Source organism: Gilliamella sp. B3023, assembly GCF_026536845.1.
Classification (GTDB): domain Bacteria; phylum Pseudomonadota; class Gammaproteobacteria; order Enterobacterales; family Orbaceae; genus Gilliamella; species Gilliamella apicola_E.
Window position 1 is genome coordinate 46,050 of record NZ_JAFNNH010000018.1, and the last position, 12,010, is coordinate 58,059.

11 protein-coding genes are annotated in these 12,010 nt (G+C 34.2%); 7 read left to right on the forward strand and 4 right to left on the reverse strand.

Annotated elements, in window-relative coordinates; genetic code table 11:
- Positions 1-2: 2 nt before the first annotated feature.
- A complete protein-coding gene (locus J3U16_RS10110) occupies positions 3-860 on the reverse strand; it encodes a carboxylate/amino acid/amine transporter (RefSeq protein WP_267342985.1) in 858 nt (285 codons plus the stop codon).
- A gap of 261 nt (positions 861-1,121) precedes the next feature.
- Between J3U16_RS10110 and J3U16_RS10115 the strand changes: the two genes are divergently transcribed.
- Complete coding sequence (locus J3U16_RS10115; RefSeq protein WP_065734081.1) at positions 1,122-2,714, forward strand: ABC-F family ATPase; 1,593 nt, start codon at positions 1,122-1,124, stop codon at positions 2,712-2,714.
- A gap of 61 nt (positions 2,715-2,775) precedes the next feature.
- On the opposite strand, the gene J3U16_RS10120 is transcribed toward J3U16_RS10115, so the two are convergent.
- Both J3U16_RS10120 and rhlE read right to left on the reverse strand, forming a co-directional pair.
- Complete coding sequence (locus J3U16_RS10120) at positions 2,776-3,117, reverse strand: YggL family protein (protein WP_065562082.1); 342 nt, start codon at positions 3,115-3,117, stop codon at positions 2,776-2,778.
- A gap of 26 nt (positions 3,118-3,143) precedes the next feature.
- Complete coding sequence (rhlE, locus tag J3U16_RS10125; RefSeq protein ID WP_267342986.1) at positions 3,144-4,430, reverse strand: ATP-dependent RNA helicase RhlE; 1,287 nt, start codon at positions 4,428-4,430, stop codon at positions 3,144-3,146.
- A 452-nt stretch (positions 4,431-4,882) separates the two neighbouring features.
- Between rhlE and nikA the strand changes: the two genes are divergently transcribed.
- From nikA to J3U16_RS10155, 6 genes are read left to right on the forward strand one after another with little or no spacing between them, the layout of a single operon-like run.
- Entirely contained in the window at positions 4,883-6,448 is a 1,566-nt protein-coding gene (gene nikA / locus J3U16_RS10130) for a nickel ABC transporter substrate-binding protein (RefSeq protein ID WP_267342987.1), read from the forward strand.
- Between the two features lie 23 nt (positions 6,449-6,471).
- Positions 6,472-7,416 carry a nickel/cobalt ABC transporter permease gene (gene opp1B, locus J3U16_RS10135; protein WP_065734078.1) on the forward strand — a complete coding sequence of 315 codons (945 nt, stop codon included), beginning with the start codon at positions 6,472-6,474 and terminating at the stop codon, positions 7,414-7,416.
- Complete coding sequence (gene opp1C / locus J3U16_RS10140) at positions 7,413-8,243, forward strand: nickel/cobalt ABC transporter permease (protein WP_065734077.1); 831 nt, start codon at positions 7,413-7,415, stop codon at positions 8,241-8,243. Before opp1B ends, opp1C begins: the two co-directional genes overlap by 4 nt.
- Positions 8,240-9,082, forward strand: a complete 843-nt coding sequence (locus tag J3U16_RS10145) for an ABC transporter ATP-binding protein (RefSeq protein ID WP_065734076.1) — start codon at positions 8,240-8,242, stop codon at positions 9,080-9,082. Before opp1C ends, J3U16_RS10145 begins: the two co-directional genes overlap by 4 nt.
- Positions 9,082-9,855, forward strand: a complete 774-nt coding sequence (locus tag J3U16_RS10150; protein ID WP_267342988.1) for an ABC transporter ATP-binding protein — start codon at positions 9,082-9,084, stop codon at positions 9,853-9,855. Before J3U16_RS10145 ends, J3U16_RS10150 begins: the two co-directional genes overlap by 1 nt.
- Positions 9,856-9,858: 3 nt before the next feature.
- A complete protein-coding gene (locus tag J3U16_RS10155; RefSeq protein ID WP_267331896.1) occupies positions 9,859-11,172 on the forward strand; it encodes an MATE family efflux transporter in 1,314 nt (437 codons plus the stop codon).
- 91 nt (positions 11,173-11,263) lie between these two features.
- On the opposite strand, the gene J3U16_RS10160 is transcribed toward J3U16_RS10155, so the two are convergent.
- On the reverse strand, positions 11,264-11,686 hold the full coding sequence (locus J3U16_RS10160; RefSeq protein ID WP_065734073.1) for a hypothetical protein: 423 nt from the start codon (positions 11,684-11,686) through the stop codon (positions 11,264-11,266).
- Between the last annotated feature and the right edge of the window lie 324 nt (positions 11,687-12,010).

Genomic DNA, 12,010 nt, shown 5'->3' on the forward strand with positions numbered 1-12,010 from the left:
AATTAATTTGCCTCTAGCTTTTTGAATTTATGATGCAAGATCAAGGCAGAAATAATAATTGCACTACCTAGCGCAAATCGGCCCCAATCAATCGATTGGTGCCAAATAATAACATTAACTAAAATACCAGTTGGAATAACCAAATTATTCATAATGGCAAGCGTACCCGAATCGACTTTGGTTGCGCCATAATTCCATAAAAAATAGCATAATCCAGATGCCACAACCCCAAGCCAAATAATTATCCCCCATTGTAATTGGGTAGTGGGTAGTTTTTCGGGATTGCCAAATAAAAACCAGCCAATACTAGCCACCAGTATTGCGCCTAAATAGACCCATGCAAAAGCTTGATGTTGCGGTAATGGATAAAGCTCCATAATACGTTTATATCCAACCTGTCCCAAGGCAAAAACCATATTAGCGCCCTGAATCAGGAGAAAACCGATAATAAAATCTCGACTAATATGATCGTAACGAATAACGGCTGCGCCAATTACAGCTATAACAGCGGTTAATAGGTAAACAAGTCTGAGTCGATGTCCTTGCAAGAAATCATAAATTAGCGTGACATAAATTGGCGTTGAAATAGTAAATAATAACACTTCAGGCACTGAAATATATTGGAAAGAGTTGTAATAAAAAAAGTACATAATACCTAATTGACAAGCACCAACGCCCATCAACAACACCATCTGTTTTACAGAAATACCTTTAAAGCGTAAAAAAGGAATAAAGGTTATAAAAGCCAGCAAGACGCGCATTACAACTGCAAACCACGTATCAACTTGCCCACTTAAATGAACAGCAATAAAACTAAATGAAAACGACCAAACTATCGTTACAAAAATAAGATAATACATATTAAATTCTTATTGATAAAAGAAAGTTTGGCATAGTATCAATTCGGCTTATTAATGTAAACAGTAATAAGGATGATATGTTTACTAATCAAAAAAAGTTGAGGAGCGGGGTTTTTGAAACATAAATTTAGTAACAAAAGTGCTAAAAATCGCTTTATTATGGCATAATGTGCGCCAAATCACAGTTTAGCCACTTCACTTTAAGCTTATGAAAAATGCTTCAAGTACGAGTTGCACAAATCAATTCGAGAGTAATTATCCGTGTTAACAACAAGTAATATCACAATGCAATTTGGCAGTAAGCCACTATTTGAAAACATTTCAGTAAAATTTGGTAATGGTAATCGTTATGGATTAATCGGCGCAAATGGTAGTGGTAAGTCCACGTTTATGAAAATTATTGGTGGCGATCTTGTCCCAACCGCTGGCAATGTTTCACTTGATCCACATGAACGCTTAGGTAAACTTCGCCAAGATCAATTTGCTTTTGAAGAATATAGCGTACTTGATACCGTCATTATGGGGCACACCGAATTATGGCAAATTAAACAAGAGCGAGACCGTATCTATTCATTACCTGAAATGAGTGAGGAAGATGGTTTTAAGGTTGCAGATTTAGAAACCCAATATGCTGAAATGGACGGTTACAGCGCTGAATCACGCGCGGGTGAATTACTCCTCGGAGTGGGTATACCAATTGAGCAACATTATGGATTAATGAGTGAAATCGCTCCGGGTTGGAAATTGCGAGTATTACTAGCCCAAGCCCTATTTTCTAATCCAGATATTTTATTACTCGATGAACCGACCAATAACTTAGATATCGATACTATTCGCTGGTTAGAAGATACCTTAAATGAACGTGAAAGCACGATGATTATCATATCGCACGATCGTCATTTTCTTAATATGGTCTGTACTCATATGGCTGATATGGATTATGGGGAATTACGTATCTATCCTGGTAATTATGATGATTATATGACCGCCTCTACTCAAGCGAGAGAACGGCTATTAGCAGATAATGCAAAAAAGAAAGCACAAATTAGTGAACTACAATCGTTTGTTAGTCGTTTTAGTGCTAATGCGGCAAAATCCAAACAAGCAACCTCACGTGCAAGACAAATCGAGAAAATCAAATTAGAAGAAGTGAAAGCATCAAGCCGACAAAATCCGTTTATTCGTTTTGAACAGGATAAAAAACTGTTTCGTAATGCTTTGGTCGTTGAAAATCTCACTAAAGGATTTGATAACGGACCACTATTTAAAAATCTCAATTTAATGGTTGAAGTTGGTGAAAAAGTGGCTATTTTGGGGACTAATGGTATTGGTAAAACTACTCTACTAAAAACCCTTATGGGCGAATTAGTGCCAGAGCAAGGTGATATTAAATGGTCAGAAAATGCCAATATTGGCTATTACGCACAGGATCATGAATACGAATTTGACGAGGATCTAACTGTATTTGATTGGATGAGTCAATGGAAACAACCAACCGATGATGAACAAGCAGTGCGCAGCATTTTAGGTCGCTTATTATTTTCACAAGATGACATTAAAAAGCAAGTTAAAGTCCTATCTGGTGGTGAAAAAGGACGTATGTTATTTGGTAAATTAATGATGCAACGTCCAAACATTATTGTCATGGATGAACCAACCAACCATTTGGATATGGAATCAATTGAATCGTTAAATATGGCATTAGAGCTTTATCAAGGAACGCTATTTTTTGTGTCGCACGATCGTGAATTTGTTAGCTCACTTGCAACAAGAATTGTTGAAATCACGCCGGAAAAAGTCATTGATTATACCGGTAATTATGAGGATTATTTGCGTAGCCAAGGAATTGAGTAACGTTAAAATCCATAAAAATAGCCACATTAGTGGCTATTTTAGTATTTATTCAATTTAGAAATTAAAATTCTAATTCATCCCACCAAATATCAATTAAATTGCTGGTTTTGACATTTTTTAAGCCATGGCTTTCAAGCCATTTAGTGACAACGTCACGATTTTCTTCAGTACAATTACCCAATTTTTGCGTACAAATAATACCTTTCCAGTTTAAATACCCGCTACCTTCGTAAGCCAAACCGTTTGCTTGTATTGCTTCAATGATGAATTGATCAACAACGTTATCAATAGTGTCTTCACTCGTCCCTTCGTCAAATGACCAACTTACGGTAAAACCTAACTCTTTAAACTCTTCAATATGTAATTTTTTTCTTAAACGACGACTGCGATTAACCTTAGCCATAATAATATCCTTCTACTTTAGAAAATTTAGTTAGTTTTAGAATATGTATGATGGCTAGATTGCTTCATACTATTCTGATTATTTTTAGAAGATCGAGTTTTATCAACACGTCTTCTTTTTGCTGGAGCAGGCTTGGCTTTTTTTGCTGGCTCCGCTTTAATTCGAGGATCGACTTCAAATCCTTGAGTAAAAATTTCTGGAATCGTTTTTTTAATCAATTTCTCAATTGATTTTAATTGGGAAAGCTCATCAATACAAACTAATGATATTGCCTGCCCCTGATTTTGTGCCCGTCCGGTTCGACCGATACGATGAACATAATCTTCTGCAACTTGAGGTAATTCATAATTAACAACATAAGGCAATAACTCAATATCTAAGCCTCTGGCTGCGATATCGGTAGCAACGAGGGCGCGTATTTGTCCTGACTTAAAATCAGCTAAAGCTTTAGTTCTTGCTCCTTGGCTTTTGTTACCATGAATTGCCGAGGCTTTAATGCCATCTTTAGTAAGCTGTTCGGCAAGATGATTAGCGCCGTATTTCGTTCGCGTAAAAACTAATACCTGTTGCCATTGGTTTTTACCAATTAAATAAGAAAGAAGTTCACGTTTACGGCGTTTATCAACTCGGTGGATATATTGAGTAATTTGCTCAGATGCACTATTGGTTTTGGCTACAGCGATCGATTCAGGTGAATTTAAAATTGTATTAGCTAATGATTTTATTTCATCTGAGAATGTCGCTGAAAAAAGTAAGTTTTGTCGCTTTTTAGGTAATTTAGCGATCACTCGACGAATATCATGAATAAAGCCCATGTCTAACATGCGATCCGCTTCATCAAGTACTAATATTTTTACTGTAGAGAGATCCACCGCATTTTGATGAACCAAATCTAACAACCGACCCGGTGTTGCAATTAAGATATCCACCCCACCTCGAAGTTTCATCATTTGAGGATTGATACTTACTCCACCAAACACCACCAAAGAACGAATAGATAAATATCGGCTATAATCCCGAATATTTTCACCTATTTGTGCAGCTAATTCACGAGTGGGTGCCAAAATTAGCGCATATAAAGGACGCTTTCCTCTTTTAGGTTCTGTATTAAGTTGCTTTTCATACAATTTTTGTAAAATAGGTAAACCAAAACCCGCTGTTTTTCCTGTACCAGTTTGAGCACTCGCCATTAAATCTTTACCTGACAAAATTACTGGAATAGCTTGTTGTTGAATGGGGGTTGGATCGGTATAGTTTTGTTCTTCAATAGCTTTTAAAATCTTGGCATCTAAGCCAAGAGAGTCAAATGACATGCAATGATTCCTAAATAAACGTGAAATAAATTATTCAAATCTATTATAAAGCAATTCAATAATAAATGTTTGAATATTTAACGAGGCATAGAACAGACACCATTTAGCGATTTATATTGGCAATGATTTTCTCTCTTTCTTCTCTATTAAAATTAGATAGATCAATCTAAACTCAATTTTGGGGCTGCCAAACAATGGTAATTAAATGCTTAATTATATTTTTTGTTTATTCATAAAGACTTTTAAAAAGTTTTAAGCTATATTTTTAACTAATCAAGTTAACTTAATTTAGTTTTAAACTTAATTAGATTTAAATCAATTAATAGAATTTGATAAAATGAATGCCATGATTTTTAAAATGTTTTTTATAAAAAACATACAGGTGATATTTATTATCATTCTCATTTATGTTACTATCTCGTTCCTAATCCCAATAAATTAATGGACTAAATATGTTTTTTAATTTCACTCGTATAAAAAATCTACTTTTAGCATTAGTGTTAGCTAGCGTTAGTATTAACTGTTTTGCTAAAGATGATATAACTTTTGCTAATTTTCGTGATATTCGTGACTTAAACCCTCATCTCTATTCCGGTGAAATGTGGGCGCAAAATATGTTGTATGAATCATTGGTTCATTATAACGAAGATGGCACTTTTTCACCTTGGCTTGCAGAAAGCTGGACTATTACTAACGAAGGTAAAACTTACACGTTCAAGCTAAGAAAAGACGTGACATTTAGTGATGGCGCAAAATTTGATGCGCACAGTGCAAAACTGAATTGGGATGCCGTGTTATCAAACAAAGTTCGTCACACTTGGCTTGAAATGGTTCGCTTAATTACTGAAATCAAAGCAGTAGATGATTATACCCTACAAGTTAACCTTTCCGAACCCTATTACCCTTTTATGATTGAAATTGCCGTAACCCGACCGATGCGCTTTATTTCACCTAATTCTATGATTGATGGTGAAACTAAAAATGGCGTTAAATCTTACATTGGTACCGGCCCTTATGTATTAGGTGATCATAAGAAAGATCAATATGCAGTGTTTAACGCTAATCCAACTTATTGGGGAACTAAACCATTACTCAATAAAGTGACCATGAAAGTTATTGCTGATAACCAAAGCCGACTAATGGCACTCGAAAAAGGTGAAATCGATCTCATCTATGGTAAAAATATGGTTGATGCAGATTCATTTGAACGTTTTTCAACAATGGATAAGTTTCAGACTTTAATGTCTAAACCTGTATCTAGTCGAATTGTATTAATGAACACGACTCGTGACCAACTAAGTGATGTTAATGTCCGCCAAGCGATTGAACATATCATTAGTAAAAAAGATGTTTCAGAAGGTATTTTCAATAATAGTGAAGCACCTGCTGATACATTAATGGCAACCAATATTCCTTATGCTAATATTGGGTTAAAACCTTATGTATATGACACTAAATTAGCCGAAACGCTACTTGATAAAGCGGGTTGGGTAAAAGTTAAAGGCCAAAATTATCGTCAAAAAGATGGCAAACCTTTTGAAATCACACTTTATTATGATAGTAACACCGCTTCACAAAAAACAATTGCTCAATATATGCAAGATGAGTTTGAGCAAGTTGGATTAAAGCTTAATATTCACGGTGAAGAAGAGCAAGGTTATCGTGATCGCCAAAAAGCGGGTGATTTTGATATGGTATTTGATATCTCATGGGGTACACCATATGATCCACAATCATTTTTATCTGGTATGAAACTACCTGTTTATGGTGACTATATGGCTCAACAGGGCTTAAAAGAGAAACCGCAAATCGATGCAAGTATTAGTAAAGCATTAATTTCAACAGATGAAAAAGAGCGACAAGATCTATTCCGTTACGTGCTTGAAACATTACATAATGAAGCGGTTTACATACCATTAACTTATGAACGAAATCGGGCTATTGCTGTTAAATCTTTAAAAGGAATTGAATTTGCGCCTTCTCAATTTGATATTCCATTTGAGAAAATGCATTTTTAGTACATAAATATTTTTGATCAATAATGTTAAATTATATTGTTAAACGTTTAACGATGATGATACCGATATTATTCGGTATCTCTTTTATCGCTTTTTTGCTTATCAATCTAGCCCCTTCCGATCCTGCTGAAGTTGCCTTACGCTTAAATGAAATAATGCCAACCCCAGATGCTATTGAAAGTATGCGTCAGGAATTAGGATTAAATAAACCTTTTTTTGAACGATATTTTACTTGGCTATATGACGTTTTACATCTTGATTTTGGGCGTTCGTTTATTCATCGTGACAGATTAGTTTGGGATGAAGTTATCCGTAGCTTAATTCCTACATTAGTTTTAGCAATGTCGTCATTTCTATTTACACTTATTGTCAGTTTAGTTTTAGGTGTGTTATGTGCAATCTTTGCTAATTCAGCATTCGATCATATTGTTCGAATTATTATTTTTTTAGGTACCGCAATGCCTAGTTATTGGTTAGGTTTGCTATTTATTTGGCTGTTTGCTACTTATTTAGATCTATTGCCAACCAACGGGTATGGAACCTGGCAGAACCTGATTTTACCGACGTTAACTTTATCGTTTGTTTACATCTCAACGTATATTCGTTTTATCCGTAATAATATGCTGGAAAATATGCATAATTATTCGATCTTTTATGCCCGTAGTCGAGGTTTGAAAGAGAGAACAATCATTCTTAAGCATGTATTAGTCAATTCACTACATACCACAATTACCGCGTTAGGTATGACCATTCCACAATTAATTGCAGGGTCTTTTGTTGTCGAATATATATTTTCTTGGCCTGGCTTAGGAAGATTATGTATAGCCGCTATTATGAATCGCGACTATCCAGTAATTCAGGCTTACATATTAATTATGGCCATTTTATTTGTAGTATGTAACTTTATTGTTGATGTTATTCATCAATGGTTAGATCCACGATTACGAAGTAATGGTGGCTCTGTATGAATTTAATTAAGCAAGTAATTAGCAATAAAACCGCTTTAGTTTGTTTGATAATCATCATTACAATAATTGTTTTAGGTATATTAGCGCCTTATATTGCACCTTTTGATCCAAATAAAGTTCGCATAGTGCGAAAATATGCCGCTATATCGAGCGAGCATTGGCTTGGTTGTGACCACCTTGGACGTGATATTTTTTCTCGGTTACTTTATGGTATCCGTTCTACCCTATTCTTATCTCTGTTAACCATGATTATCACAATAATTGTTGGTAGTATCATTGGTCTTATTTCTGGTTATCAACGAGGCAAACTTGACGAATGTATTATGCGTCTTTGTGACATCATGTTGTCATTTCCGAGCCAAGTGATGATTTTAGCTATAGTTGGTGTTTTAGGTGTGGGTATTGAAAACATTATTATTGCTAATATTGTAGTCAAATGGGCTTGGTATAGTCGAATGATCCGAAGTTCAGTAATTAAATATAGCAGAAAAAACTATATCCTTTTTTCACGAGCAATTGGTGCACCACATTCTTTTATCATTTATCGTCATTTATTGCCTAATGTCATGTCCGAAGTAGTTATATTGGCTACCTTAGACACTGGCTGGGTGATATTGAATATTTCAGCGTTATCCTTTATAGGATTAGGCGTCCAAGCGCCTACTGCCGAATGGGGACTAATGTTAAGTGAAGCAAAAAACGTAATGACTCAGCACCCTATGCAGATGGTTTATCCTGGTATAGCTATTTTAATTGTTGTAGCGGCATTTAATATGTTAGGTGATTGTTTACGAGATATCTTAGATCCTAAGGAAAAAACAGCATGAGTAGCCCATTGTTAGCAGTAAAGCAACTGACCGTTACGCTTAATAATGGTAACAAGTTACTTGATGATATATCTTTTACCGTCAATCATCATAAATGTTTAGGTATTGTTGGTGAAAGTGGCAGCGGTAAAAGTTTAACCTGCAAAGCAATCATCGGCTTATTAGAATCCTATTTTAGCGTGACAGGACAAATCCTGTTCAAACAGGCTAATTCAACTTTAGATCTGCTAAAACAGAATGAAAAGACATTAAGACCAATTCGCGGTAGTGCTATTTCGATAATATTACAACAACCTATGATTGCTTTTGATCCGCTTTATTGTATTGGTAAACAAGTAGTTGAAACCCTTCAAGCTCACCTCACTATCAATAAAAATGATGCTATTGCTAAAACCTTATTGATGATTGAAAATATAGGGCTCGATAATGCCAAAGAGATTTATAAAAAATACCCGCATCAGTTAAGTGGTGGTATGTTACAACGCATAATGATTGGTATGGCATTAGTACTTGAACCTGAGCTTATTATTGCCGATGAACCAACAACCGCATTAGATTCAATTAGTCAGTTTTATATTTTAAAAATGCTTGAAGAGATAAAATCTAAAACGACTATGATTTTTATTTCTCACGATTTAGGTGTAATTCATCATATTGCCGATGATATTATCGTAATGAATAAAGGTAAAATTGTTGAATCTGGCAGCCGTGATCAGATTTTTTATCATCCCAAACATGAATATACTCGTTACCTGATTGATACTCGCAAGCAATTATTGAATAAATTTAATACGGTTATTTACGCTAATAATCCAAATTTAATCTCGGAGACAATTTGATGCCACCGTTATTGCAAGTTGTAAATGTAAAAAAATCGTTTTTGAAATCTGGTATATTTAGCCATAAAAAAAACACAATTATCAAAAATGTATCATTCGATTTAAAACAAGGTGAGTGTCTTGGTATTATTGGTGAAAGTGGTAGCGGAAAAAGTACATTAGGAAAGCTGATTTTAGGCCTTGAGAAACCTGACAGTGGCAAAATCTATTTTAGCGGGCAAGATATTAACAAACGTACATGGAAAAAAGCAGCTATACGCAAAAATATCAGTGCGGTATTTCAAGATTATAACTCTTCGGTTAATCCATACTTTAATGTCGGCCAAATTATTGCTGAGCCACTTGATATTTACGAAAAGCTATCAAAAGAGGAACGTCAGCATCGTATCAATGCGTTATTAGAACAAGTTGGATTAGACCATTCTTTTTATGAACGGTTTCCTCACGAAATGAGTGGAGGTCAATTACAGCGTGTATGCATTGCCAGAGCAATAGCTTGCTCGCCTCAATTTATTTTATTTGATGAAGCGGTAAGCTCGTTGGATATTTCTGTTCAAAGCCAAATCTTAACATTACTTGCCGATCTACAAAAACAGCTAAATTTGACCAGTATCTTTATCACGCATGATTTAACTACAATTACTTATCTTTGTGATAAAGTTGCATTTTTTTATCAAGGTGAAATCGTGGAATACGTTGATAAAATACAACAACTCAGTCAAGTTAAAAATCCTTATTCTAAACTGTTACTTGAATCAATTTTAGGTTTTTAAACAATGTCATCAACATCAAATTTGCAATATCAGTTTAAAGATTATATTAAATTAGTTATTCCATTTATTTTATCAACCATTACTACCCCTCTTCTTGGCGTGGTCGATACGGCTTTAGTCGGTCATTTACCCAATCCAGCTTTTATTGCTGGAATTGCGATAGGAACAGTAATATTTAATACTATTTATTGGTTATTTGGATTTTTAAGAGTAAGTACCACCGGTTTTGCCGCGCAAGCGTTGGATAATTGTTTGTTATTAAGATCGTCTCTTATACGGCCGCTTTTTATCGCAATCTTTTTAGGTTTGGCATTTATAATTTTTCAAAAATTGATTTTTGTTGCTTCAATGCACATCATCAAACCGAATCAAGATGTTCAACATTATGCTGATATCTATTTTTCTATATTAATTTGGGGGGCACCTTTTGTTCTGATTAATTATGTCCTAGTTGGCTGGTTAATGGGGATATCCAAAATAAAAGCCGTTCTGTTTTTACAAGTGTTTATTAATTTACTCAACATTTTGATGGCAGTAATTTTTGTTTGGTGGTTTCATTGGGACATTAAAGGCGTAGCATTAGCAACATTAGTTGCACAAATATGTTGCACTTTAGTCGGTATTTGGTTTACCTGCCGTTATTTGCCTAAAAGTGAACAAAAAGTGGATTTAAGATCTATTTTGTCATGGCAATCATTAAAAGGTGTAATTCTAGTAAACACTAATTTAATGATTCGGACTATCTGCTTATTAATTGTAACTAACCACTTTATTTCTATTGGTTCAACGTTCAATACTGAAGTTTTAGCCGCCAATGCCATTTTATTCCAAGTTCACTATATGATGGCTTATCTATTTGACGGTTTTGCTAATGCTTCCAGCGTTTTCAGTGGACGAGCTAAAGGAAATAAAAATATCCACCTTTACAATCAAACTTTACGGTGGTCACTACAAGCCTGCATTATTTGCCCAATTATTTTAATTGCAATTTGGCTAACCTTCGATACAACCATCATAAAGTTATTAACCAATCAAACTAATATCATAACGCTATCGCTTCAATATCAATATTGGTTAATCATTTTTCCAATTGTTGCATCGGGTGGATTAATCTATTATGGTGTTTTTTCTGGAATCAGTTATACAACATCAATACGCGACTCAATGCTATTGGCGTTATTGGTTTGGTTTGTAGCACAATACATTGCTGTACCAATCTGGGGAAACCAGGGTTTATGGTTAGCTTATAATCTATTTAGTTTTGGTAGGTCGATATTTTTAATTATCTGGATTAAAAAATCACGAGCCTATATTTAATTAAAAATGATAGCCAAATAGAAAACGTACTGCTATTAAGCTATGTTTTCAGCCCCTTCAATAAGGGAGGAAATTTGCATTCATGATTCAATCATAGACAAATTTCTTTTATTGATAATGTGACAGGAATTTTTCGTTTATCACTAAATTCAAACTGAAAAATAAAGCCGATATCATATGTATTTAATACATTAAATACGTCTGGTTTATCACAAAACTGACCTTTTATTCCTAATCTAACATTTTCTATAAATTCATTTAGTGCGGTATTTTTGCTATCAGTAGGCATTTTATATTCAAAAACAACATTATTGTGATTAGCTGAAATATTAGTTATTTCATAATCTGATTTGACTTTTAAAGGAAACTTTCCTTCATCGCCTAATAAAGATTTCTTTGCACTATCAGCTAATGCTTTGGAAATCTCAGCAGCATTATCTGTTTCAGACGCATGTACATTTGAAAATATTGCAAAACACAAAAATAAAATTGCCAATTTAATCACTTGCTTCATCATCAATACCTTAATCTAACAAATCTATAATTCCATTATTATAGTTTTAGAAATGATAACACATTTAAATTCTAACATAGTTTTATATAACTTTTTATTAAGTTGAAAGTTAATAATGTGTATATTTTCAACTATTTTAATCTTACCTTAAAACCAAAAAAGGTAACACATTGTGTTACCTTTTAAAGACAAAAATTATTTTTTATTTGGATGAGGATCTTTAACTGAATCTCCTTGCCCACTAACGATATACCAACCATTTTTACTATGTGGTTTTTTATTATGATCCGGACAAGGGGGTAACGATTTCTTACTTTGGTTGGA

What these genes read in the sequence shown, in the direction of transcription:
- nikA (WP_267342987.1), top strand. Translation starts at nt 4,883, where the DNA reads ATGTTTTTTAATTTCACTCGTATAAAAAATCTACTTTTAGCATTAGTG.
- opp1C (WP_065734077.1), top strand. Translation starts at nt 7,413, where the DNA reads ATGAATTTAATTAAGCAAGTAATTAGCAATAAAACCGCTTTAGTTTGT.
- J3U16_RS10110 (WP_267342985.1), bottom strand. Translation starts at nt 860, where the DNA reads ATGTATTATCTTATTTTTGTAACGATAGTTTGGTCGTTTTCATTTAGT.
- J3U16_RS10160 (WP_065734073.1), bottom strand. Translation starts at nt 11,686, where the DNA reads ATGAAGCAAGTGATTAAATTGGCAATTTTATTTTTGTGTTTTGCAATA.
- J3U16_RS10155 (WP_267331896.1), top strand. Translation starts at nt 9,859, where the DNA reads ATGTCATCAACATCAAATTTGCAATATCAGTTTAAAGATTATATTAAA.
- J3U16_RS10120 (WP_065562082.1), bottom strand. Translation starts at nt 3,117, where the DNA reads ATGGCTAAGGTTAATCGCAGTCGTCGTTTAAGAAAAAAATTACATATT.
- J3U16_RS10150 (WP_267342988.1), top strand. Translation starts at nt 9,082, where the DNA reads ATGCCACCGTTATTGCAAGTTGTAAATGTAAAAAAATCGTTTTTGAAA.
- J3U16_RS10145 (WP_065734076.1), top strand. Translation starts at nt 8,240, where the DNA reads ATGAGTAGCCCATTGTTAGCAGTAAAGCAACTGACCGTTACGCTTAAT.
- opp1B (WP_065734078.1), top strand. Translation starts at nt 6,472, where the DNA reads ATGTTAAATTATATTGTTAAACGTTTAACGATGATGATACCGATATTA.
- rhlE (WP_267342986.1), bottom strand. Translation starts at nt 4,430, where the DNA reads ATGTCATTTGACTCTCTTGGCTTAGATGCCAAGATTTTAAAAGCTATT.